Source organism: Sphingomonas sp. RB1R13 (assembly GCF_036663775.1).
GTDB lineage: Bacteria > Pseudomonadota > Alphaproteobacteria > Sphingomonadales > Sphingomonadaceae > Sphingomicrobium.
Genome location: NZ_JAXOJM010000003.1, coordinates 429000 through 452346, shown reverse-complemented (window position 1 = coordinate 452346; position 23347 = coordinate 429000). Strand labels below are relative to the sequence as shown.

Sequence of the window (23347 nt, the reverse complement as noted above, 5' to 3'; positions counted from 1 at the left end):
CCGGCTGTGGTCGTTAAAAGGGTGCGTATCACGCGATCAGCGCCCCTGCCTTTTCACGGAAGGCAAAGAAGCCACGTCTTGCTTCGGGCCATGCCGCGCTGTCCCATGCCCGGCGCACCTGCACGAGCGAGATGCCGTCACCAGCCAACTCTTCAGCCAACTTCTCAAATGCCGTGCGCCCCGGACCAACTGGAGCGTGGGCAGTGACGATGGTGCGGACTTTATGGCGCTGTGCCCACTGGCGAATGGCAGGGGCAGTCAGACCCGGAACTTCTTCGCTTGGTGCCGCGAAATGGAAGGCGGCGCGAGCGCGTGCATCGGCCATTGCTCCGCGCATGAATGCTTGCACGGCACTGGCGCGGTCATTCACTACCGTGGCGCTCACTATCGCAGTCACCGTCGCCGCGCCCAGTGGCAGACTTTCAGGATGGAGGTCATCTTCTCCAAGCATAAGTCCAACCGAGCCGACAGGCGTCGGAGTTGCCGCCGGCAAGTCCTGCGGCGGGTTGGCCGGCTCGATCAGCGCCTTTGCCGTCGTTGCAAGGCCAGCAGCGACAAACCGCCCCTCCGTGAACCGGACGATATTATGAGCCGTGGCGAGGTAGGTCTTGCCCGTCGTTTGCAGTCCAGCCACCCAGCGCCAGGACAGCGTATTTGATGCCGAATCACCGTCGTAGAGCTGACGGTAGAAGAGCTCGGCTCCTAGCTGCCAAGGCAACCTAAGGGTAAAAATCCAGATGCTGGCAAACCACATCCGCGCGTGATTGTGCAGATAGCCATAATCAGCGAGCTCATGAACCCACGCATCGAAGCAGTCGATCCCGGTGCTGCCCGAGAGCGCTTGGGCATAGGCCACGCGCCATCCGCCAGTCTGAACGTGCAAGGCTGCAACTTCGTCCACATAGCGGTCCCAGATCACCGGGCGAAGTTCGAGCCAGCCCTTCCAATAAGTACGCCAAAGCACTTCCTGCAAAAATTTCTCGGCAGCCTTGGCCGAATGCTCGCTCAGAACCGCTTCGACAACCTCGGCTTCCGTGATCAACCGATATCTCAGGTAAGGCGACAGCAACGAGACATTGCTTCGATCCAGCGGGCCGTGATCGAAGTTTCGCGTTTCGGCGTAGCGCAATCCCGCGTTGGGCACGAAAGCAGTCAGAGCGGCAAGGCCAGCGGCGCGAGAGGGAATGAAGGTCATTGCCGATCTCGTACCGGCGAGTCGTCCGGAGCGGAAGGATCCTGATTGTTCCGGATATCCGTCTGACTAGTTTCTCGCACGTCGTGCGGGTTGGCATCACCCCGATTGAACCGACCACAAATTTGCCGTGGCGGTTTTCAGCGCCACTCGGCAATTTGTTACGGACTCGGTCTTTCGTGCGAGCAACGGCGCGTGTATTCGGCGACCATGAGAATCGTCCTCGGATTGATTGCGGTCGCAAGCCTTGTCATTGCAACACCGGCTTCCGCTCTATCCCATCATGGCTGGGACCAGTCTGGATCAATTGCGCGCGATGGGCTGGTCGCCGTCGCTTTCGGGTTACCTCTTTTGCATGGCGATTGGCGTGGAGTGGAGCAGACCAGTTTCTCAGTTGGGGGCGCATTTATTGTAACCGAAGGCCTCAAGCATCTGGTTCCCGAGAGGCGCCCCGACGGCAGCGACGATCGTAGTTTTCCCTCTGGTCACACTTCGGTAAGCTTCGCGGCAGCTGCGACGCTGGAGAAGCGATACGGTTGGCAGGTTGGATTGCCGGCGCATGTCGTCGCCGCCTTCGTCGGGGTCAGTCGTGTGGCGGCCAGGAAGCATTTCGTCGGCGATGTCCTTGTCGGCGCCGCGATCGGGGAGGCGTCGGGATGGCTTCTCTCGTCACCGCGCGACGCGCGCGTTCGCTGGCTGCCGTGGGGAAGTGCCCATGGTGGTGGCGCGAGCCTTGCAATGCGTTTCTAATCTCTTTCGCGAGCGTTCGAGGGTGAATTCAAAAACGTCGGTTAAGATTGCCGAAGAGCTTTGGCTCAACGAAGGACCGGGTTCAAAAAATTGATGATCTGCATTAACGGCTGAGATTGAGTTGGTAGCCGTTCGGCAGCTTTCGCGTTGCCTGGCTCTCAAGCGGACAATCGGTTCCCGACCCAATTCCTGACCAGCACCTTAGCGTTTCCACCTTGGCTACTCATGGCCGAGGAGAAAGAACATGGGCTCCTCGGAATTTGATCCCGCAATTCAGGGCCGACCAGCATGGAATGCCGGCAAGGCGGTCGGCACGAAGCGGCCTGTAACGCAGAAGCAAATTTGGGCGATCCGGTTTTTCCTGGACCGCGAAGGTCGCTTGCGTGACCGCGCGCTGTTCGATCTGGCGATCGACAGCAAGCTTCGCGGCTGCGATCTGGTAAAGATTCTTACAGGTGATCTCGTCTCGGGTTCAGACATAAGGACACGGGCCATTGTCGTGCAACAGAAGACAGGTCGACCGGTTCAGTTTGAGCTAACGGCTGAAGTCCGCGCAAGCTTGCTGTCGTGGTTGAATCGGCGTGGCGGGACAACGAGCGACTTTGTATTTTCAAGCCGGATCGATCATGCGAACCACCTGAGCACCCGGCAGTACGCGCGGCTGCTAGACGAATGGGTGACCTCAATCGGATTGCGTCGTGCCGAGTACGGAACGCACTCACTCCGGCGAACGAAGGCAGCCATGATCTACCGGGCGACAGGCAATATCAGGGCGATACAGATTTTGCTTGGCCATACCAAGATCGAGAACACCGTCCGATACCTTGGCGTCAATATCGAGGACGCTTTGCTCCTCGCCGAACGAACTGAAATCTAACCTTGGAGCGGTCGCCTCCAAAGGGCAACCGCTTTCAAAATGATTTCGCCACCCTCGAGCGTCCGAGATTGGTGGGAAGCGGACATTCGGCCGCGAACAATGATTGGCCACATTTGATGCTTTGCAGACAGGCCGGAACACGGCGACTATCGCCAGCTCCCGGCCTTCGCCGCGGCTTCCTGCACGGCATCGAACGGCTCGCCGACACGCTCCTTTTCAATGAGATCGACCAGGCGCTGGTCAGGTCCAGCGGCCATGCGATAGTCGCCCTCGCCCGACGTATCGGCGAAGGCGCCCCTCACGTGCCAGGCGCCGTCTTCGCGGCACGCGAGCCCTGACGAGGCCTTGAGGCTGTAACTGCGGCAGATCGTGCCGCCTTTGTTGCGGAAGGTCAGGCCGATGCGGACGTTGCCCGCTGGCGCGCTGGCAAGCTGCGTGTCGAGCGCCGCGGCGACCGTCCCGCTAGCAAGCGTCGGGTCGGGCCGCGCCACGTCGCCGCGCTCGACAAAGACGCCCGCCGTTACCAGCCCGACCACAAGGGTCGCGGCCAACGCCGACCAATTGCGGCGAGCTGGCACCACGCTGCGCCGCTTCGCCTTGGCGGCGCCGAAGTCGATCACCGTCGCGCTCGGCCGCGGTGCCTCGGCGATCGGGTCGAACGCCGTCTTTAGCCTGGCGCCGAACGCGCGATGCTGCTCGGCCCTGGCGCTGAGCGCGGGGTCATCCGCGACGATCGCCGCGACGCGCGCCGCCTCTGGCTCGCCAAGTTCGCCGTCGATCCAGGCGAAAAAAATGTCGTCGTCGATCATCGCCCTATCCTTCCCCAAGCATTGCCATCAACGCGGTCCGCCCGCGCACCAGTCGGCTCGACACGGTACCGATCGGCAGGTCGAGCAATTCGGCCGCCTCGCGATAGCCGAAGCCTTCGATCAGGATCAGCGCGACCGCTTCGCGCTGCTCGTCGGGCAGCTGCTCCATCGCGCGCATGATCCGGGCAAGGTCGATCGCGGCGTCTGCTGCGTCGCGCGGGTCGTGGCCGATGCGCTCGCCCTCCTCGCTGGGCGCCTCGACCTTGGCTGCGCGTTGTCGCTGCCGGGCCAAGTCGATCCACAGGTTGCGCATGATCCGGTACAGCCAGGAGTCGAGCTTCGTCCCCGGCTGCCATTGGGCACGGGCCTTCAATGCGCGCTCCATCGTCAACTGGGTGAGGTCGTCGGCATCGGCCGCGTTGCGCGCCAGGCCATGCGCAAAGCGCCGCAATCGCGGCAGGCATTGCGTCAGGCCCTGGTCGAAGTCGAAGCTGGCTTGAAGATTCATTGCACCTCATGCGGGATGAAACGACAGGCGGCGCTCGTTTCATCCGTGGTTCGCTTATATTCGTTTAAGAGAAGGTCCAATCATGTCCAAGCCCCGCCTCCTCTTTACCGCTACCCTGTTTGCTGCGCTGTCGGCGGGCAGCGCGATGGCGCAATTACTTCCCTCGGTCGGCCAGACGCTTGGCGGGATTGGCGGTCGCCTGCCCGTGCTCGGCCCCGTCCTCGGCGGTCCTCAAGGGCAGCCACCGGTGACAAGCGCCACGCCGGGCGTCATCCGCACGCTCGATACGCTCTCCATTCCAAATGTCGCTTCGCTCGATCCGATGACGCTGCTCGATATCCGCCGACTGCGCCTGAGCGAATTGGTCCGGCACAACCGGCAAACGCTCGACCGCGACGGCGAAGGCAATCCAGTCCGCCGTGGCGAGCTCGTCGCGGTCGACGCCGACGATGGTGCGATCGCCGCCGCCCGCGCCGCCGGCTTCGCCGTGCTGCGCGATGCCCGCTCGGGCGAACTGGGCCTGCGCATGACGATCTTCTCCACTCCGCGCGGCGGCAGTGCGCGCGACGCGCTCAAAGGCCTGCGTCGCGCAGCGCCGGGGATCGAGGCCGACTATAATCATCTGTTCGAACCCGCTGGCGGGGCGCTTGCCCCTGCCGCCGGCGTTGCGCTGGCGGGGGGCAGCGCCGACGGTGCGCGGATCGCGATGATCGACGGCGCGGTTGCCAGCCATCCTTCGCTCGCGGCGGCCCAGATCGAGCAGAAGGGATTTGCCGGTATCCCCGCTCCGACGGGCCACGGCACCGCGGTCGCCTCGCTGCTTGTCGGGAACCAGGGCGCCTTTCGTGGCGCAGCGCGGGGCGCCTCCTTGCTCGTCGCCGATGTCTACGGCGGCGACCGCGCCGCCGGGTCGGCCGACGCCGTGGTGCGCGCCTTGTCGTGGGTCGTCTCGAAACGCCCTCAAGTGATCAACATCAGTCTTGTCGGTCCCGACAACCGTCTGCTCGCCGCTGCCATCGCTGCGGTCCGTCGGCGCGGCATTGCGGTGGTCGCCGCAGTCGGCAATGACGGCCCCGCCGCCCCGCCCCAGTATCCCGCTTCTTATCCCGGCGTCATCGCCGTTACCGGGGTCGATGCCGGCGACCGCGCGCTGGTCGAGGCGGGCAAGGCCATGCATCTCGATTTCGCCGCCCCCGGCGCCGATCTCGCCGCCGCCCTCCCGGGGCACGGCTATGCCAAAGTGCGCGGGACAAGCTTCGCCGCCCCGCTAGTCGCGGCCCGCTTGGCGATGGCCGGGTCGCTCGACCGACTCGCGTCCGAAGCGCTGCCCGGAAAGGGCCGGATCGGCCGCGGCATCGTCTGCCGCACCTGCCGCATCGATCCCCGCCTCGTCGGCGCGAAATAGAAAATTGCGCGCGCCGGGATGAACCCCGGGTCGGCCGTCGTTCTCAAAGCACGGAGGCTAGATCGGCCTCAACACACGAGGGAGTTTTCTATGACATATTCTCGCCTTATCCTCGCCGCGCTGCTCGCCGGCACTGTTGCCGTCCCTGCCCAGGCGCAGCTGCTCGGCGGCGGCGGCAATCTGGCCGGCGGCCTCACGGGTGGCCTGTCGGGCACCGTCGGCGGTGTCATCAGCGGCGCCGGCTCGCTCGCTGGGTCGGGCAACGGCAACCTTGGCGGCAGCCTCGGCGGCGCGCTCGGCAATGGCGGCGGCCTTGGCGCGATCAGCAACAGCGTGTCGGGCAGCGTGACCAAGTCGGTCAGCGCCACCGCCAGCCGCTCGTTCGACACGGGCAATGGCTCGACCAGCGGCGATGTCGGTCTTGCCGGCACCGTCTCGGGTGCGGCCAGCGCGGTCAGCTCGGCGAGCGGGCTCGGCCAGTCGGCCGGCCTCGCGGGGACGGGCTCGGGCAGCGCCTCGGCTAGCAAGAATGCGACCTTCGGAGTCCAGGCCCTTGGCACCAACGAGCTCGGCGCGATCGCCGGCGAGGCGGCGGGTAGCGCGCGCGGCGCGGTTTCCGGTGCGGCCCAGCAAACCGCCGGCGCGGCCGGACAAGCCAACGGCGCTGCCTCGGGCCTAACCTCGGGCTCGCTCAACCCCGGCGGCATGAGCAACGCTAGCGGTTCGGGCAGAGCCCAGGGGTCGGGTAGCGCCAGCGCTTCGGCCAGCGCCAATGGCTCGGGTGGCGCTGACGCCTCGACCAGCTTCTGATTGCACGCATCGAAGTCCAGTGACCTGTCGCGACCGTTCCCACGGCGCGGCAGGTGATTGTGGTTGGCGGGGTTGCTCAAAAACGCGCAAGCTTTTGGAATTGCACAAGCGATCCGGGAACGTTGGCAGTTGGGCGCGGAGCTGAAGTAGTGCCCTGTCCGCTATTGGGGCGACAGCCGACTGGCAGTTAATGGCGTCCGCCCTCGTCACCGAGAGCGGCACAAACCGAAAAATTTGCTGTCATTTGCAGCTGACAGACTTTCGCGCAGAACAGTCGGATCTTCTAGCGAACGCCAATTGGGTCCGGGTTCCCGTCTGGGTCTCCTGCCACGCTGCCATTCTGATGAATTGTTACTTGGGCAGGTGCCGGGGGCGGCGGCCCGAGTAGTAGCAGAATACCAGCTAAATGAGGGGCTGCCATCGAAGTGCCTGACAGCGTGGCGTAGGTGCCGCCCCTGTATGTAGAGCGAATGTTTACGCCGGGCTCGCCGTAGCCCACGACCGTGCCATAATTCGAAAAGCTTGCCCATGCATCGCCTGAGGCGAAGGCGGAAACAGTGTAGACATTTCCTCCACTGGCGCGCCCTGGGCTGTAGTTAGCGGCGTTGGCGAAATTATTGCCAGCAGCAATTGTTACGTAGACGCCCTTCGCGCCGAGGTTCTTAACGGCCGCATCCATCGTGGGACTGACAGCGTCGGCAATCAGACTGAGATTGGCAACATCTCCGGCGATAGCGTGATTGAATACATAGTCGATGGCAGCAATGACCCCCGAGTCAGGTCCCGTTCCGGTTCCGTCGAGAACCCGGACCGGAACGACCCGCGCGCCTGCCGCAACCCCTACAACACCAATAGTGTTGTTTCTGGCACCAATGATTCCGGCAACATGTGTCCCGTGGCCGTATGTGTCGTTCAGGCTTGTGACCCCGGACAGGAAGCTAGCGCCATCGGCCGCGTCGACATTGAGGTCTGGATGGGTGAGGTCAATCCCGCTGTCGATGATCCAGGCTCTGGCGGTAGATGCGCTCGCGTTCCCCGCGCCGCCAACACGAGTAACACCCCATGGAATGGTCTGCGTCGAACCGCCCCCTCCGCCTCCGGGGCGCCCGAAGAACAACGCCGCCCGAGTGATCCCGTCGTGCTCGCAGGCGCTAACATTCGGGTTATGCGACTTTAGGCGAGCAGTTGCGCTCCTCCCGCCGGGCGACGCAGGAAGCCGGACGGCGAAACCTTTAACGGCCCATTTGTAGGTGTGAAGGACTTGCCCGAGCTCAGGACCTACTGCCTTGGCCGTTTCCTGCTCAACGCTGCTGCGTGAGACCTTCGAGCTGAAACTGCAGATGTAGTCATTTGCATTCGCAATCGGCGCTGCTCGGGATTCAGCGGTTGCGCCCGCGCTGTCTTGCGCCATTGCAGGCCCAGCTAGGCACAGCCCCACTAATCCGAGTGACAGCTTGTGAAGCTCTCTCATCTCAGCCCCCTGAAATTGCCGAGTCGTTAATATATCATAAAAGAAGCCGCTTCACTACATTGAGGTACAAGAAGCTGCGTCTGCTAACGGGTCGGTACTGGACCGACCGCTTCCGGCGCTCGTCAATCAGCAACGGACGGCTGGAACTGGGTGGTAAACGGACGTTAGCTATTGAGCGACACGCGAAACTCCGGAACGTCGAACTGATAGTGGTTGGCCGTGCGAAGTGGCGCTGGGCCTGTCGCTCGCCCGTTGCGTAGCGTTCGACGTTTGTAGCGGGGGAGGGAAATGGTGAAGCGGGTGAAGTTCGCGCACGTCGTCTACATGACGCGGCGCTTCGATGAAATGATTGCCTGGTACCGCAGTGCTTGCTTGAACTCCAACTTACGTATCGAGCACTCGAAGACGACTACGCCGTTGCAGGCAGCGCCGTAGCTATGTTCGCGAAACCAATAGTCCAGCGCCAACCGATTGCCATCAAGAAGCTGCGGTCGGCCGACGCCAATTATCTCCCCGTGGCGATTGCGCCAGCTTACCACGTCGCGACCGCCCCACCTGCTTTCGGGCTTCGCGCACATTGAGGCGCGGGTAGGCTTCGATGTGCGACATCACCGGTTGGCTTGCCGTCGTGATCATCAAATCGCCTGCCGCCGCCCCAAGGATCGAAAGGCCGATAAGGCCTCTTTTTGGAAGTCGAGCATGAATTTAGCACGAAAATGCTGAAAAGCCAGTCAGGCCAAATAGACTCTGTCTGATGTGAAACGAAGCCGGGACAGGCTAACGAGGCGTCTATAGAGGCACCCAGGCATTTCCGAAGTAAGTGAAATCCCTAGCTATTCTGAGATGAACCAGGCGGTCAATCTTGGACGTGGTGGCGGAGGAAGTAGTCATCAGTGAATTAGTCTCCAAGCGCCGTTCCGTGTACTAGTCTGGAAAACTCGCGCAGTGCCGTCGTGGGGCCCTTGAGCATTACGCTTTCCAGGCTGCTGCGATGATCTAGCGGAAACGATGTGGCCGACGCGATGAGATCATGGTGGCATGCTGCATTTCAAACAGGCGGCTCGCCAACCGGCGAACACGGCGGTCATAAATGTAGGACAGGTTAGCGACGCTGTGCTTATGCGCAACGAAGTCGTTGTTGTGTCTGCCCATCGCGTTGCGGACGATGTCCCGCACGCCTTCGGAGCGACTGCGGTAGCCCGTCGCCTCAAGAAACCAATCAGGTGCCCCGGCTAAGTATGCCTCCAGTATAAATGCGCCTGAAAGCCGCCAGCCTCCAACCGGCCCAATGCCCGCCATGCTGGATCGAGATCAACACAGTCACGATCGAGGCAGGAATATCGAGGAGACTATGTCCAGTCTCGCTAGAATCTTGAGCGGGTGACGCTAGACGGTGCTCTCCGGAGCCCGTCTCGACTGCCGTCTCGACTGCACCCCGGCGCATCATTATCGCGAGATGCGACCGAACGATGCGCTAGCCCTGACCCGCTGCAACGGGATGCGCGTCCACGACGCAGCGCTCGCCGCCGGATTTTCGTCACAGCCGGTCTTTTCGCGCTCCTGCAAGCAGCATTTCGGACTGTCCCCGCGCGGCCTTTTGCAGCGCGGGCCGCTAGCCTGATTTGGACGCCGCCTTGACTGGCCAGGCGATCTGCTCCTCCAGCCAGGGATACGTCGCGACAAGCGGCGGGAAGGTAATCGTCGCGAGGTGCCGGGTCGAAAGCTCGGCAATCCGCTGCGGGATATCGCCAAGCTCGCCGGACCGCGCAACCACTTGCACATTGCGCGCAAAACGCCCGCGCGGCATCGGCTCGAGCCGTAGTCCGCCGAGCAATTCGGGTTCAGCGGCAAGGCACACCGGCGACGTGATCGTCCAGCCGAACCCCGAGGCCACCATCGCGATCTGCTGATGCGCCGAATCGACTTCGACACAGTGCGGCAGTCGAAGCTTCATGCGGACGATCTGCCGCTCGATCTGCTGCCCCATTCCCGACAGACGGGTGAAACGAATGAAGGGCAGGGCGGGCGGCACATCGGTCAGGTCAACCGGCCCGTCATAATTGCCGGGAAGAGCAAGCACGAAGCTTTCCTCGAATACCGGGTGCAACTCGACATTGTCGCGATGCTCGAGGTTGAAGCTTCCCGTCACGAGCATGTCGATATCGCGCGCCAGAAACTCGCCATGATGTTCCTGCGAAATGCCCGAGCGGATGCTCCAGCGATCGGCGCGCGTGCCCAGGACATTGAGGATCGGCGAGCTGAGCTGATTGGCAAGGCTGAACGACATTGCGACGGTAATGCTCGCAATCGGCATGTTAGCGCCTTCGCGGACTTCGTCATAGACCGACCGGGCCATCGCGGTCAGGCGCCGCCCGCGCTCGAACAGCGACTTGCCACTTGCCGTCAGGCCGAGCGGACGCATCGTTCGGTCGAACAGCGGGGTGCCGATGCCGGCCTCGAGCTTGGCGATCGTCTGGGACACCGCCGACTGGGTGATCTGCATATGGGCCGCGCATTGCGACATGCCGCCAAGCTCGACCGTCATGATGAACGCGTCGAGCGCATGGAGGTCGAATTCGGGCGGCAGGTTCAAGATATCACGTCATCCCAGAGCAGGGGCGAGGCTAATGGCATTACGCGATGCCTTCAATGGCAACGTGCCGCCACGCCGGGCTCAGCGTTGCGACGTTTCCCAGTCCGGCGCCACAAAATAGGGTGCGTTCGACGGCGGTAGCAGTGGCCGGTCGAGGATATGATCGGCGCCCTTCTCGCCGATCATGATCGTCGGCGCGTTCAAGTTGCCGGTCGTCACTGACGGCATCACCGAAGAATCGACGACCCGCAGCCGCTCGACCCCGATCACCCTCAGCTCGGGATCAACCACCGCGAAGGGGTCGTCGCGCGCGCCCATCTTGCAGCTGCACGAGGGGTGATAGGCACTTTCGACCTTGGCCGCGATGAAGGCGTCGATGTCCTCGTCACTCACGACGTCGGCCCCCGGCGCAAGCTCGCGCCCGCGAAATGGCGCGAAGGGGGCCTGCGCGAAAATCTCGCGGGTCAGCCGAACGCAAGAGCGCATTTCGGTCCAGTCGTCGGGATGGCTCATGTAGTTGAAGCGGATCACCGGCTTGTCATGCGGGTCAGCCGAACGAAGCGTCACGCTGCCGCGGCTTTTCGAGCGCATCGGCCCGACATGCGCCTGGAAGCCATGTTCCTTCGCCATGCTGTTGCCGTCGTAGCTGACCGCGAGCGGGAAGAAATGATACTGGATGTTGGGATAGCGGATGCCCGCGCGGCTTCGGATAAAACCGCAGCTTTCGAAATGGTTGGTCGCGCCAAGCCCATCGCGCCGGAGCAGCCACCGCGCACCGATCATGCCCTTGGCGAGCAGGTTCATCGCCGGATAGAGCGAGACAGGCTGGGTACAGGCCATCTGGAAATAAAATTCGAGATGATCCTGCAGGTTGGCACCAACCCCCGGCCGATCGCTCACGACCGCAATGCCATGCGCCTTAAGCTCGGCCGCAGGACCGATACCCGACAGTTTGAGCAGCTGGGGCGAGTTGATCGGTCCCCCGGAGAGGATCACTTCACGGTTCGCGCGGACGCGGTGGAGCGTTCCTCCGCGCTCATACTCGACTCCCACCGCGACCCCGCCTTCGATCACTATCCGAGTTGCAAGGGCGTGGGTCAGGACTGTCACTTTCGACCGCTTCATCGCCGGGCGCAGATAGGCCTTGGCCGCGCTGCACCGCGCGCCATCGCGGACGGTCATGTCCATCCGCCCGAAGCCTTCCTGCTGCGCGCCGTTGACGTCGCCGGTGACCGGATAGCCGGCCTGCTCGGCCGCATCGATCCACGTCTGGTAGAGCGGGTTGGTCAGCGGGCCGTAGGTCGTGTCAAGCGGCCCGTCGTCGCCGCGATATTCATTGCCGCCTTCGGCGCGCCGCTCTGCCCGCTTGAAATAAGGCAGCACGCTGGCATAGCTCCAGCCCCGCGCGCCCTCGTCCTGCCAGCGTTCGAAATCGAGCGGGTTGCCGCGGATATAGACCAGGCCGTTGATCGACGAGGAGCCGCCAAGCCCCTTGCCGCGCGGCGTGTGCAGCCGCCGTCCGCCAAGATGCGGCTCGGGCTCGCTTTCATAATGCCAATTATACTTCTTGGTGTTCATCGGGATCGCCAGCGCGCTAGGCATCTGTATAAACACCGAGCGGTCCGATCCGCCAAATTCGAGCACCAGCACGCTGTTCGTGCCGTCGGCGCTCAGCCGGTCTGCCAGCACGCATCCCGCCGAACCGGCGCCGACGATGACATAATCGAATTGGGCCTCGTCTGACCGGGCGGCGTCAGTAGGGTGCATCGATCGGCCCCGTCGCGACATAGACGCTCTTCAGGCTGGTATAATGTTCGATCGCTGCCTGGCCGTTTTCCCGCCCGAGACCCGACTGCTTGTTGCCCCCGAACGGCAACTCGATCGGGGTGATGTTATAGGTGTTGATCCAGCAAGTTCCGGCGGCAAGCGCGGCAATCACCCGGTGCGCGCGGGTCAGGTCGTTGGTGAAGATCCCCGCCGCCAGCCCGAACACCGTATCGTTGGCGCGCGCCACCACCTCGTCCTCCTCGTCGAAATCGAGCACCGCCATGACCGGCCCGAAAATTTCCTCGCGGACGATGCGCATGTCGTCGCGGCAGGCGGTGAAGATTGTCGGTTCGACGAAGTTGCCGCCCGCCATCGCGCCTTCGCTGCGCTGCTTGCCCCCGGTCAGCAGGGTCGCGCCCTCGGCCTCGCCAAGTGCGATATAGCCCATGACCTTGGCCGTGTGCGCCGCCGAGATCAGCGCCCCGACATGCGTCGCCGGATCGAGCGGATCGCCGACGATCATCGCGTCAGTCCTGGTCTTCAGTCGGCGAAGGAAATCGTCGCGCACCGAGCGATGGACGAACACCCGCGTGCCATTTGTGCAAACCTCGCCCGCCGAATAGAAATTAGCGAGCAATGCGCCCGATACCGCCTCGTCGAGATCGGCGTCGGCAAAGACGATTAGCGCCGACTTGCCGCCAAGCTCGAGGGTCACCTGCTTGAGCGTTCCGGCGGCGTCCACCATCACCTTCTTGCCCGTCCCCACCTCGCCGGTGAGCGAGATTTTGGCGATACCCGCATGAAGGCTTAGCAGCCGACCCGTGTCGGCGCGTCCCTGCACGACCTGGAACAACCCCGCGGGAAGCCCCGCCTCAAGGTAGATATTCTCAAGCTCGATCGCGGTCAGCGGGGTCAATTCTGCGGGCTTGAAGATCATCGCATTGCCGCAGGCCAGCGCCGGAGCCGATTTCCAGCAGGCGATCTGCAGCGGGTAGTTCCAGGCGCCGATGCCGGCGACGACCCCCAGCGGCTCACGCCGCGTGTAACCGAAGGCCCCCGGCCCGAAATCGATATGCTCGCCCGCGATCGTCCGCGCCAGGCCGGCATAATATTCGATGCAGTCGGCACCCGACACGACATCGACCGCGCTCGTCTCTTGAATGGGCTTGCCGGTGTCCTTGGTCTCGAGCCGCGCCAGTTCATCGTTGCGCTCGATCAGCAGCGCCGCCGCCTTGTGCAGGATACGCCCGCGTTCGACCCCGGGGCGGGCCGCCCAGTCGCGCTGGGCCGCCTTCGCCCGCTCGACCGCCGCATCGATTTGCTCAGGTCCGTCGATGGGCAGGGTGGCAAGCACGTCCCCGCTTGCGGGATTGATCGTGTCAAAGCTCGTTTCGATCATCATGCTCGTCGTTATCGGGAGAATGCGACGGGTGTGGACGCGCCGCAGCCTTAGGGTCAAGCAGGTGTGCAATGCCAACCCTTCAGTTAAGCATTAGCGGACTATATCATTATTTTATTTAATAATGAGAATGTCGGCGATGACAGGAAATTTAGCCTGCCTTACGATCCGGTGACGAGACGAATTTCGCGTCGGGTCAAGGGTCAGCCACGGCTTGTCGCTGAACCCCGATTGCTGCATATTTTTTGCGGATCTGTTGCAACAACGGTCTTCTGGGGGGTCAATCATGATGTCATCGGCTGGATTCAGCAATTTGCCTGGGCGTCATTCCCGTCTCGCCGTTCTTGTCGGCCTCATGACCAGCGTCATGCCCGCCGGCGCCAGCGCCCAGACGGCGGCAACAAAGGGCACCAGCGCCGACCCCACCGACATCGTCGTGACCGCCCAGCGCCGCGAACAACGCCTTCAAGACGTCGGGATCGCGGTAACGGTGGTCAGCGGCAAGCAACTTCAAAACCTCAACATCACCAACGCGACCGATATCGTCCGTGCCATCCCCAACCTCAAGTTCAACGCCTATTCCTCATCGCAGGTCGTGTTCAACATCCGCGGCGTTTCGCAGAACGATTATGGCGATCAGCAGGAGCCCCCGGTCGCGGTCTATCAGGACGATAGTTACGCAAGCTCGATCAACACCGCGAGCTTCCCGATCTTCGACCTTGCCCGAACCGAAGCCTTGCGCGGGCCGCAGGGCACGCTGTTTGGGCGCAACGCCACTGGCGGCGCCGTCCAGTTCATCTCGAACCAGCCCACCGACAGCTTCGGCGGCTATGTCTCCGGAACCTATGGCCGCTATAACCAGACCATCCTCGAGGGCGCGCTGTCGGGCCCGGTGTCCGACCAGCTCAGAGTTCGGGTCTCGGGAATCTACGATCATGACGACGGCTACATCAAGAACATCACTCCGGGTCAGCCCGATCGTGGCGCGAACAACCATTGGGCGTTGCGCGGCATTGCCCAATGGAACCCGTCGAGCGACTTCAAGGCGCGGCTGACGGTCCGCTATGCCAAGGCTAACAAGGAGCGGCAGGCGGGCATCTACACGCTTGCACCGGCCTGCCCCAATGCGCAGTTCCAAGGCGAATTCCTGCCCGCGAACCAGGTCTGCGACTATTGGTCGGGCTACAACAACGGCACGCCCGGATCGGTCGCGAATGGCTACACCAACCCCTCGATCACCCCGTCACAGGGCGGCGATCCGTGGAAGACCGCGGGGACGAACCCGGCCTATGTGAATCGTTCGCAATTCGCAGCGACGCTCCGGCTGGAGGCGAAGCTCGGGGCGGTCGATCTCGTCTCGATCAGCGATTATCAGCACCTCTCGAAATATTACATCGAAGGCGGCGATGGCGATCCCGAACTTCCCTATCAGCCGGGAGTCGCGCTTGCGCCCTACACCACTGGTCCATGCGCAGCGCCCGCCCAGTCGATCACCTGCTACGCGTCGGGCACAATCTTTTCGCAAACCGCTCACACCAATCAATATACGCAGGAGCTTCGCGGCTCGACCACGTTCGGCAGGAATTATCTCGTCGTCGGGGCGTTCGGGCTGATCATCGACGGCAAGTATAAGGCGAAATACGCCACCCCGTTTGACCAGTATGACCCCGACGTCGCCTTCACCCAGCGCACCAAAAGCTTCGCCTTTTTCGCGCAGGACGAATTTAAGATCAGCGACCAGCTGAAACTGATTGGAGGCCTGCGCTACTGGCATGATCACAAGATTGGGGACTATCACGCGGTCGAGTCGATCTCGGGCCTGACGGTCAACTTCGGTCGCCGCGGGATCAACTTCATCGATCCGTCGGGCACCGCCGATCCGGCGCTGATCACCGTGACTTCGGCGGCGGCCACGCCAAGCTATCGCGGGCTCACCGCGCGCGCCGAAATCGACTGGAAACCGTCGCCCGGCACCCTGCTCTACGCAAGCTACAACCGCGGCAGCAAGTCGGGCGGATTCACCTTCTCGACCGGAACGCCCTATCCGACGCAGATCACCGACACGCTCAACAATATCCCCTACCGCCCCGAAACGCTCAACGATTATGAGGTCGGGCTAAAGACGAAGATCGGCAGTGTCACCCAGTTGAATATGGCAGCCTTTTATTACGACTATAAAAATTATCAGGCCTATGTGCAGGTGTTCGCGACGCAGGTTGTCCGCAATCTTCCGGCAACGATCAAGGGGATTGAGGCCGACTTGACGACTCGTCCGCTGCGCGGCCTGATGGTCCAGCTCAGCGGCGCGCTGCAGGACAGCAAGGTCCACAATGTCCTGCTGCCCGACGGAGCGACGATCCAGACCCACAACCTGCCCCAGGCGCCGAAATTCTCGGGCAGTGCCTTGGCGCGCTACGAATTCGATCTCGGCGGCGGGCGCGCCTCGCTTCAGGCCGATGCACTGTACCAAGGCAAGAGTTGCTTCACCGTCCTGTGCGCACTGGTCGAGCGCGAGGCCGCCTATCATGTCGAGAACGCCCGCATCGGTTTCACCCCGGCGGGCGGAAAGATCGACCTCGCGGCGTTCGTCAACAATGTCTTCGAGCGCGCCTATCGCAGCTATGCCTTCGACGGGTCGCTGTTCTGGGGGGATTCGCTTGGCGTCTATGCCAAGCCGCGCACCTGGGGCGTGTCGGCCAAAGTCCGCTTCGGCGGCGAATGAGCAAGCCCGCGCCGCACGCCCTTCAGCGACAGCTGACCTGGGTCGATGCGTTCTGGGCGTCGAGCGGGGTTCCTGCTGGCGTCCTGCTGACGATGGGCGGGATCGCCACCGTCATCGGCCAGCCGTCGTGGGTGATCTGGATCGTCTCGATCCTGATGGGGTTCGTCCAGTCGTTCGTCTACGCCGAGATCGCTGGCCTCTACCCGCATAAGTCGGGCGGCGCGTCGGTCTATGGCGCCGCCGCCTGGCTGCCATACAGCAAGTTCATCGCGCCGGTGTCGGTGTGGTGCAACTGGCTGGCCTGGTCCCCGGTGCTTGCGCTCGGCACCAGCCTGGGTGCGGGTTATGTGATGACCAGCCTGTTCGCGCCCGGCGCCGCGATCAATCTGTGGACCGTCAACCTGCTTGACCTCGGCTTCATCCGCGACGGGCTCCACCTGCGAGTCAACATGGTGTCGATCATTGCCGCCGGCTTCCTGCTGCTGACCTTCGCGCTTCAACATCATGGCGCGGCGCGCGCGGCGGCAGCACAGAAAATCATCGGCATCGTCTGCCTGGCGCCGTTGATCCTGGTCGGGCTGGTGCCGCTGATCACTGGCGACCTGCCGTCGAACCATCTCTTTCCCTTGCTCCCGATGGTGCGCGACGCGGCCGGCCATATCGCCTTCGGCAGCTGGAACGCGGCCGGGCTGACGCTTCTAGCCGGCGCAATGTTCGGAGCGGGCTGGTCAACCTACGGGTTCGAGACCGCGGTCTGTTACACCCGCGAATTCAAGGATCCTAAGCGTGACACGTTCAAGGCGATTCTCGCCGCCGGGTTGCTGTGCATCGTCATCTTCACGCTGGTCCCGCTCGCCTTTCAGGCATCGCTCGGGCTCGATGCCTTGCTCGATCCCAAAATCTACGATGGCTCGGGGGTAGCGCTGGCGCTGGCGCGGATCGTCAATGGCGGGGTGGTGGTCACCAATATCTTCGTCGCGACTTTGATTCTGTCGCTGCTGCTGATCGTGATGACCTCGATGATGGGGTCTTCGCGAACGCTCTACCAGGCCTCGGTCGATGGCTGGTTCCCGCGCTATCTGTCGCGCGTAAATCGCCACGGCGCGCCGACCGCTGCGATGTGGACCGACCTCGTCTTCAATCTGGTGCTGCTGCTGGCATCGGACTATTTCGCGGTACTGATGATATCCAACGTCTGCTACTTCATCTTCAACTTCCTCAACCTCCAGTCGGGCTGGATTCACCGCATCGATCGCGGTGACTGGGATCGACCTTATCGCTGCCCAACCTGGCTGCTGGCCCTTGCCGCAGGGTTCGGTTTTCTCAACATCGTCTTCATGGGCGCGGGCGCGGATGTGTGGGGCGAGGGCACTTTGCGTAACGGCCTAATGGCCGCCGCGCTGATCGTCCCGGTGTTCGTGTTTCGTCACTATGTACAAGATGGCGGGCGCTTTCCGACCACTCAAGGCGAGAGCGGGTATGAAGGCTATGAACGCGTGGTCGAGCCGCGCGCGGGAATAAAACCGTATCTGGCGCTGGCGCTGTTCACGGGGATGATCATCGTAACGTCATTCTACGCGGTCCTCCCGCACGTTACGTGACATTTTTCAGACTTATTGAACTCTAGAATTAGAGATTACGATACTGGCCGATTAAATTGCTCCGTTTCCCGCCGATCAATAGAGCGTCTTCAAGGTTACTGGGACGAATGACATGAGGCAGTCGGCACGAGCGGTAGTCATTGGTGGCGGCGTCGTCGGCATCAGTACGCTCTATCACCTTGCCCGGATGGGCTGGACCGACGTCGTCCTGATCGAGCGCAAGGAACTGACGTCAGGGTCGACGTGGCATGCGGCGGGCCTGCTGCCGCTGTTCAACCTGAGCTATGCGGTCGGCCAGCTTCATAAATATTCGGTCGATTTCTACCCCACACTCGAGGCCGAGACCGAGCTCAAGGTCGGGTTCTCGAACGTGTCGAACATCCGCCTGGCGCGAACCCCTGACCGGATGGACGAATTCCATTATTATGCCGGGGTCGCAAAGACGATCGGGGTCGAGGTCAATTTCCTCACTCCCGACCAGCTCGGCGAGATCTGGCCGCTGTGCAACACCGACGGGATCCTCGGCGCGATCCAGCACCCGGCCGACGGCTATATCCAGCCCGCTGACCTCAGCCAGGCGCTGGCCCGCGGCGCCCGCCAGCGCGGCGCCGAGATTTGCCGCAACACTGCGGTGACCGGGATCAGCCGCAAGCCCAACGGCGAGTGGCTCGTGAGCACCGACCAGGGCGAGATCAGCTGCGAGCATGTCATCTCGGCGACCGGCAACTTCGCCCGCCAGACCGGAGCGATGGTCGGGCTCGACATCCCCGTGATCCCGGTTGAGCATCAATATATCGTCACCGAACAGCATCCCGCGATCATGGAGCGGCGCGCCAAGGGCTTGCCCGAGATGGGTGTGCTGCGCGAGTCGGACTCAAGCTGGTACATGCGTGAGGAAGCCGGCGGGCTGCTGCTCGGGCCGTACGAGATCGGCGCGCCCGCCTGCTATGTCGACGGACCCTCGGCCAACAGCGAATATGAACTATTCCCCGACGCGCTGGAGCGACTCGAGCCCTATATCATGACCGCAATCGACCGCGTCCCGGCGTTCGGCGAAGTCGGCATCAAGCGCGTCTATAATGGCGCGATCGCCTACACTCCCGACGGCAGCCCGATCGTCGGTCCGGCGTGGGGCCACAAGAATTTCTGGCTCAACGAAGGCCATAGTTTCGGAGTTACCGCCGCCGGCGGTGCAGGCTGGCAGCTGGCCCACTGGATCGTCGAGGGCGAGCCGACGATCGACATGATGGGCGTCGATCCGCGCCGCTTTGGCGACTATGCCGGGCGCGGCTATCTCATCGAGAAGAATGAGGAGGCCTATGCCAAGGTCTTCACGGTCCATTATCCCGATGAGGAGCGCGAGGCCGCACGCGGGCTCAAGCGCTCGCCCTGCTATGACCGGATGAAGGCCAAGGGCGCAGTGTTCGGGACGGTGTATGGCTGGGAGCGCCCGAACTGGTTCGCGCCCGAGGACTATGCGCTGGGCGAGGCCGATTTGGCGCGGCCCGACGTTCTGCTCAATCACAACCACCCTGATGTCACAGGCGAGCCGGTGCGCGAAAAATGGTCGTTCCGCCGATCCAATTATTTCGAACATGTCGGCAACGAGTGCCGCAACGTGACCGACAATGCTGGGCTGCTCGACATGACGGCCTTTGCAAAGTGCCGCATTTCAGGATCCGGGGCCGAAGCGTGGCTCGACGGGCTGTTGACAAATGCAGTGCCCAAGAAGGTCGGGCGGGTCACACTGTCCTACCTGCTCACTAGCCGCGGCGGCGTGCGCAGCGAATTCACCGTCTACAAGGAAGCACCCGAAAGCTATTATCTGGTTTCGGCGGGGGCTTATGAACGGCACGACCATGACTATCTCCGCAAGGCGATGCCGCGCGACGGATCGGTCGAATTCGAGCGGCTGACGACCTCGATGGGGGTGCTGGTTCTTGCCGGGCCGAAATCGCGCAAGATATTGGCCAAGCTTACCGACGCCGACTTGGCTTCGGCCGCCTTCCCATGGCTGACGGGCAAGTCGATCAGCCTGGGGATTGCCAAGGTCGAGGCGCTGCGGGTCAATTTCGTCGGCGAGCTGGGGTGGGAGATCCATCACCCGATCGAGACGCAGAATTACATTTTCGACAAATTGTTCGAAGCGGGCGCCGAGCATGGGCTGAAGCCGTTCGGGATCAAGGCGATGGATTCGATGCGGCTGGAGAAGGGCTACAAGCTCATCCCGCGCGAACTTTCGATCGAATATTCGGCTTATGAAAGCGGGCTCGACCGGTTCATTGGTGCGAAGAAGGAGGATTTCTACGGCCGCGATGCGCTGATCGCGGCGCATGCGGACGGCGACCGGTGGAAACTCGTCACGATGGAAGTCGATGGCGTGACCGACGCCGATGCGCGCGGTTCAGAAGCCATCTACCAAGGCAGCCAGCTGGTCGGGCGGGCAACGTCCGGGGGCTATGGCTGGCGGACGGGCAAGTCGCTGGTGATCGCGATGGTCCCGCCGGCGCTGGCCGACCTCGGCGCCCGGTTCGAAATTTCGATCCTCGGCACTAATCATTCGGCGACAATCATCGCCGACTCGCCGTTCGACCCGGCCAATGATCGGTTGCGCGGATGAGCGGGGAATATGGCGAGATCGGCGCGCTGCTTGGGCAGGACCGCAAGGGGTATAGCCTGCCGCAGAAGCTCTACGTCGGCGAGCAGGCGTTTGCGTTCGACACGCAGGTCATGCTCCCGAGCGTCTGGCTCTATGCCTGCACCGTTGCGCATATTAAGAAGCCGGGCGACTGGTTTTTGTTCGAGATGGCCGACAATTCGGTGATCGTTCTTCGCGGCCGCGACGGCGCGGTGCGGGCCTTCTTCAACAGCTGCCAGCATCGCGGCGCGCGCATCTGCGAGGCGCAGCGCGGCTCGTCGCCGAAACTGATCTGCCCCTATCACCAATGGACCTACAACCTCGACGGGTCGCTGCTCGGAGCGCGCAACATGGGGCCCGAGTTCGACAAGTCGACGATCAACCTGACGCCGGTCGCGGTCGAAAATATCGGCGGACTGATCTTTATCTGCCTGACCGACACGCCCCCGCCGATCGACCGGGTCAAGGCCGATATCGCCGCGCAGATCGCGGTGTACGACCTTGAGCATTGCAAGATCGCGGTTCAGGACGACCTGATCGAAGATGCTAACTGGAAGCTGGTGATGGAGAATAATCGCGAATGCTATCATTGCGATGCGAACCATCCCGAACTCATCTCGTGCCTCGGTAACAGCGGCTTCGGCAAGGGGTTGCCGGAGGATGGCAATGCCGAGGCTTCAGCCGAGGCGCACCTCCTGGCCAAGCGCGGGGAATGGGCGGCGCTTGGCATCGATCATGACCTTGTCGAATTCCCCGATGGCTGGTGGCACCGCATTGCTCGCCTGCCGCTGGTCGACGGCGCGGTGTCGCAGACGATGGATGGCAAGGTCGCCTCAACGAAGCTGATCGGACCGTTCGAGACGCCCGAAACATCAAGCCTGTCGATTTGGACCCAGCCCAACAGCTGGCACCATTTCTGCTGCGACCATGTCGTGACCTTCTCGCTGACCCCGCTGGCGGCGGACAAGACGCTGCTGCGGACAAGCTGGCTGGTCCATGAGGATGCCATCGAGGGGGTCGATTATGATCCCGCCAACCTGTCGGCGGTGTGGCGCGCGACCAATGGCCAGGACGGCTATCTGGCGGCGCTCAACCACCGCGGGATCCGGACTGACGGATATCGCCAGGGACCATATGCGCCCGAAGAGAAGCTGGTCGAGAATTTCAAGGAATTCTATGTGGCGCAAAGCCGGGCTGCACTCGACGGGGTGGCGACGTGACGGAGCTGCCCGACGAGGGCACATTGGTTGTCCGGGCGCGTGCCGAATGGACGCCTGACCAGCTACCGGGCGTTTCGACGCAATCGTTGATTGACGATCCGCGGGGCTATCGGACGGTGTTGATGAAGATCGAACCCTCCCCCTTTGGGGTGCTTCACGCGCATGACGAGATCGAACAGATTTACGTCATTAAGGGAGATTTTTTCGACGACGAAAAGAGCTACGGTCCCGGCGACTTCATTGTTCGCGCACCTGGCGCACTTCACCGTACGGGTAGCAAGAACGGAGCGATCACGCTGCTGATTTACGCGCCACCGGCAGCGCCGCGCACATGACCCGCTTCAATTTCGTCAACCTATTCGCCAAGTCGCTCAACGCGCACAAGGACTGGCCCGAGCAGTGGCCCGATGCAGCGCCCAAACCGGCCTATGACGCGATCATCGTCGGCGGTGGCGGCCATGGCCTCGCGGCGGCCTATTACCTCGCGAAGAAATACGGCATCCGCAATGTGGCGGTGCTCGAGAAAGGCTGGATCGGGGGCGGCAACACCGGCCGCAACACGACAATCATCCGCTCCAACTATCTCTATGATGAGAGCGCCTTTCTTTACGATCATGCGGTCAAGCTGTGGGACGGGCTGAGCAAGGAACTCAATTACAACGTCATGTATTCCAAGCGCGGCGTGATGATGCTCGCGCACAATGTCCATGACGTGCAGAGCTTCAAGCGGCACATTCATGCCAATCGGCTCAACGGGGTCGATAATGAGTGGCTGAGCGCCGAGGAAGCCAAGGCCTATTGTCCGCCGCTGAGCATCGATCCGGGTGCGCGCCATCCGGTGCTCGGCGCGGCGCTGCAACGGCGCGGCGGGACGGCGCGCCATGACAGCGTGGCGTGGGGCTATGCCCGCGCGGCGGCGGCGCTGGGCGTCGACATCATCCAGAATTGCGCGGTGACCGCGATACATCGCGGTGCCGACGGTGCAGTGACCGGGGTAGACACGACTCGCGGGCCGATCAGGTCCAAGCGGATCGGCGTGTCGGCGGCGGGCAATTCGTCGGTGCTGATGGCGATGGCGGGGCTCAGCTTCCCGCTCGAAAGCTATCCGTTGCAGGCGCTGGTGTCCGAACCGGTCAAGCCGATCTTTCCGTGCGTCGTGATGTCGAACACGGTCCACGCCTATATGAGTCAGTCGGACAAGGGCGAGTTGGTGATCGGGGCAGGAACCGACCAATATGTAAGCTACTCGCAGCGCGGCGCGCTCCACATCATCGAGCATACGCTGGCTGCGATCAACGAGATTTTCCCGATCTTCAGCCGGATGCGGATGCTGCGGACGTGGGGCGGGATTGTCGACGTCACCCCCGATCGCTCGCCGATCATCGGCAAGACGCCGGTGCCGGGACTATACGTTAATTGCGGCTGGGGGACCGGCGGGTTCAAGGCCACACCGGGCGCGGGCGACCTCCTCGCGCACACCATGGCCAAGGACGAGCCGCACTCGATCAACGCGGCCTATCATCTCGATCGCTTCCGCAACGGGCGTCTGATCGACGAAGCGGCGGCAGCAGCGGTGGCGCATTGA

General features: G+C 62.7%; 20 protein-coding genes. 11 read left to right on the top strand and 9 right to left on the bottom strand.

The window, feature by feature from the left end; all coding sequences use genetic code 11:
• Positions 1-28: 28 nt before the first annotated feature.
• Positions 29-1195, bottom strand: a complete 1167-nt coding sequence (locus U1700_RS11700; RefSeq protein WP_332752832.1) for an FAD-binding domain-containing protein — start codon at positions 1193-1195, stop codon at positions 29-31.
• Between the two features lie 207 nt (positions 1196-1402).
• Between U1700_RS11700 and U1700_RS11695 the strand changes: the two genes are divergently transcribed.
• Together U1700_RS11695 and U1700_RS11690 are read left to right on the top strand one after the other, a co-directional pair.
• Positions 1403-1942, top strand: coding sequence for a phosphatase PAP2 family protein (locus tag U1700_RS11695; RefSeq protein WP_332752831.1), 540 nt, complete (start codon positions 1403-1405; stop codon positions 1940-1942).
• 244 nt (positions 1943-2186) lie between these two features.
• Positions 2187-2819 (top strand): tyrosine-type recombinase/integrase, encoded by a 633-nt coding sequence (locus tag U1700_RS11690; RefSeq protein WP_332752830.1) that lies wholly within the window; start codon positions 2187-2189, stop codon positions 2817-2819.
• Between the two features lie 146 nt (positions 2820-2965).
• On the opposite strand, the gene U1700_RS11685 is transcribed toward U1700_RS11690, so the two are convergent.
• Together U1700_RS11685 and U1700_RS11680 are read right to left on the bottom strand one after the other, a co-directional pair.
• Entirely contained in the window at positions 2966-3628 is a 663-nt protein-coding gene (locus tag U1700_RS11685) for an anti-sigma factor family protein (protein ID WP_332752829.1), read from the bottom strand.
• A gap of 4 nt (positions 3629-3632) precedes the next feature.
• On the bottom strand, positions 3633-4136 hold the full coding sequence (locus tag U1700_RS11680) for an RNA polymerase sigma factor (protein WP_332752828.1): 504 nt from the start codon (positions 4134-4136) through the stop codon (positions 3633-3635).
• 82 nt (positions 4137-4218) lie between these two features.
• Here U1700_RS11680 and U1700_RS11675 point away from each other — a divergent pair, with 82 nt between their 5' ends.
• Both U1700_RS11675 and U1700_RS11670 read left to right on the top strand, forming a co-directional pair.
• Entirely contained in the window at positions 4219-5541 is a 1323-nt protein-coding gene (locus tag U1700_RS11675; RefSeq protein ID WP_332752827.1) for a S8 family serine peptidase, read from the top strand.
• 90 nt (positions 5542-5631) lie between these two features.
• Complete coding sequence (locus U1700_RS11670; RefSeq protein ID WP_332752826.1) at positions 5632-6351, top strand: hypothetical protein; 720 nt, start codon at positions 5632-5634, stop codon at positions 6349-6351.
• 283 nt (positions 6352-6634) lie between these two features.
• Here the strand turns inward: U1700_RS11670 and U1700_RS11665 are convergent, their stop codons facing one another.
• The 3 genes from U1700_RS11665 to U1700_RS11660 all read right to left on the bottom strand — a co-directional run bounded on the left by U1700_RS11665 (position 6635) and on the right by U1700_RS11660 (position 8998).
• A complete protein-coding gene (locus U1700_RS11665) occupies positions 6635-7762 on the bottom strand; it encodes a S8 family serine peptidase (protein ID WP_332752825.1) in 1128 nt (375 codons plus the stop codon).
• Between the two features lie 958 nt (positions 7763-8720).
• Positions 8721-8846, bottom strand: a complete 126-nt coding sequence (locus tag U1700_RS15620) for a hypothetical protein (RefSeq protein WP_443025949.1) — start codon at positions 8844-8846, stop codon at positions 8721-8723.
• Complete coding sequence (locus tag U1700_RS11660; protein WP_332752824.1) at positions 8819-8998, bottom strand: hypothetical protein; 180 nt, start codon at positions 8996-8998, stop codon at positions 8819-8821. The genes U1700_RS15620 and U1700_RS11660 overlap by 28 nt, the downstream gene beginning before the upstream one ends.
• Before the next feature lie 217 nt (positions 8999-9215).
• Here U1700_RS11660 and U1700_RS15615 point away from each other — a divergent pair, with 217 nt between their 5' ends.
• Positions 9216-9443 (top strand): helix-turn-helix domain-containing protein, encoded by a 228-nt coding sequence (locus tag U1700_RS15615; protein WP_443025940.1) that lies wholly within the window; start codon positions 9216-9218, stop codon positions 9441-9443.
• Here U1700_RS15615 and U1700_RS11655 read toward each other — a convergent pair.
• The 3 genes from U1700_RS11655 to betB form a co-directional block, all read right to left on the bottom strand.
• The gene (locus tag U1700_RS11655) at positions 9435-10415 is read right to left on the bottom strand and encodes a LysR family transcriptional regulator (protein WP_332752823.1); all 981 of its coding nucleotides are present in this window, start codon (positions 10413-10415) and stop codon (positions 9435-9437) included. The two genes, U1700_RS15615 and U1700_RS11655, sit on opposite strands and share 9 nt — an antisense overlap.
• A gap of 81 nt (positions 10416-10496) precedes the next feature.
• The gene (gene betA, locus U1700_RS11650; protein WP_332752822.1) at positions 10497-12182 is read right to left on the bottom strand and encodes a choline dehydrogenase; all 1686 of its coding nucleotides are present in this window, start codon (positions 12180-12182) and stop codon (positions 10497-10499) included.
• Positions 12169-13584: a betaine-aldehyde dehydrogenase gene (gene betB, locus U1700_RS11645; RefSeq protein ID WP_332752821.1), complete on the bottom strand. Its 1416-nt coding sequence runs from the start codon at positions 13582-13584 to the stop codon at positions 12169-12171. Before betB ends, betA begins: the two co-directional genes overlap by 14 nt.
• Positions 13585-13936: 352 nt before the next feature.
• Here betB and U1700_RS11640 point away from each other — a divergent pair, with 352 nt between their 5' ends.
• The 6 genes from U1700_RS11640 (at position 13937) to U1700_RS11615 (ending at position 23347) form a co-directional block, all read left to right on the top strand.
• Complete coding sequence (locus U1700_RS11640) at positions 13937-16303, top strand: TonB-dependent receptor (RefSeq protein ID WP_332752820.1); 2367 nt, start codon at positions 13937-13939, stop codon at positions 16301-16303.
• Positions 16300-17904, top strand: a complete 1605-nt coding sequence (locus U1700_RS11635) for an APC family permease (RefSeq protein WP_332752819.1) — start codon at positions 16300-16302, stop codon at positions 17902-17904. Before U1700_RS11640 ends, U1700_RS11635 begins: the two co-directional genes overlap by 4 nt.
• Before the next feature lie 112 nt (positions 17905-18016).
• Complete coding sequence (locus tag U1700_RS11630; protein WP_332752818.1) at positions 18017-20524, top strand: GcvT family protein; 2508 nt, start codon at positions 18017-18019, stop codon at positions 20522-20524.
• Positions 20521-21762, top strand: coding sequence for an aromatic ring-hydroxylating oxygenase subunit alpha (locus tag U1700_RS11625; protein ID WP_332752817.1), 1242 nt, complete (start codon positions 20521-20523; stop codon positions 21760-21762). The genes U1700_RS11630 and U1700_RS11625 overlap by 4 nt, the downstream gene beginning before the upstream one ends.
• Positions 21759-22097 carry a cupin domain-containing protein gene (locus U1700_RS11620; protein WP_332752816.1) on the top strand — a complete coding sequence of 113 codons (339 nt, stop codon included), beginning with the start codon at positions 21759-21761 and terminating at the stop codon, positions 22095-22097. Before U1700_RS11625 ends, U1700_RS11620 begins: the two co-directional genes overlap by 4 nt.
• The gene (locus U1700_RS11615; RefSeq protein WP_332752815.1) at positions 22094-23347 is read left to right on the top strand and encodes a sarcosine oxidase subunit beta family protein; all 1254 of its coding nucleotides are present in this window, start codon (positions 22094-22096) and stop codon (positions 23345-23347) included. The genes U1700_RS11620 and U1700_RS11615 overlap by 4 nt, the downstream gene beginning before the upstream one ends.

Coding starts and splice junctions, on each gene's coding strand:
- U1700_RS11685 (WP_332752829.1), bottom strand. CDS start 3,628: ATGATCGACGACGACATTTTTTTCGCCTGGATCGACGGCGAACTTGGC.
- U1700_RS11675 (WP_332752827.1), top strand. CDS start 4,219: ATGTCCAAGCCCCGCCTCCTCTTTACCGCTACCCTGTTTGCTGCGCTG.
- U1700_RS11635 (WP_332752819.1), top strand. CDS start 16,300: ATGAGCAAGCCCGCGCCGCACGCCCTTCAGCGACAGCTGACCTGGGTC.
- U1700_RS11640 (WP_332752820.1), top strand. CDS start 13,937: ATGACCAGCGTCATGCCCGCCGGCGCCAGCGCCCAGACGGCGGCAACA.
- U1700_RS11695 (WP_332752831.1), top strand. CDS start 1,403: ATGAGAATCGTCCTCGGATTGATTGCGGTCGCAAGCCTTGTCATTGCA.
- U1700_RS11690 (WP_332752830.1), top strand. CDS start 2,187: ATGGGCTCCTCGGAATTTGATCCCGCAATTCAGGGCCGACCAGCATGG.
- U1700_RS11625 (WP_332752817.1), top strand. CDS start 20,521: ATGAGCGGGGAATATGGCGAGATCGGCGCGCTGCTTGGGCAGGACCGC.
- U1700_RS11680 (WP_332752828.1), bottom strand. CDS start 4,136: ATGAATCTTCAAGCCAGCTTCGACTTCGACCAGGGCCTGACGCAATGC.
- U1700_RS11630 (WP_332752818.1), top strand. CDS start 18,017: ATGAGGCAGTCGGCACGAGCGGTAGTCATTGGTGGCGGCGTCGTCGGC.
- U1700_RS11615 (WP_332752815.1), top strand. CDS start 22,094: ATGACCCGCTTCAATTTCGTCAACCTATTCGCCAAGTCGCTCAACGCG.
- betA (WP_332752822.1), bottom strand. CDS start 12,182: ATGCACCCTACTGACGCCGCCCGGTCAGACGAGGCCCAATTCGATTAT.
- U1700_RS11665 (WP_332752825.1), bottom strand. CDS start 7,762: ATGGCGCAAGACAGCGCGGGCGCAACCGCTGAATCCCGAGCAGCGCCG.
- U1700_RS11700 (WP_332752832.1), bottom strand. CDS start 1,195: ATGACCTTCATTCCCTCTCGCGCCGCTGGCCTTGCCGCTCTGACTGCT.
- U1700_RS11670 (WP_332752826.1), top strand. CDS start 5,632: ATGACATATTCTCGCCTTATCCTCGCCGCGCTGCTCGCCGGCACTGTT.
- betB (WP_332752821.1), bottom strand. CDS start 13,584: ATGATGATCGAAACGAGCTTTGACACGATCAATCCCGCAAGCGGGGAC.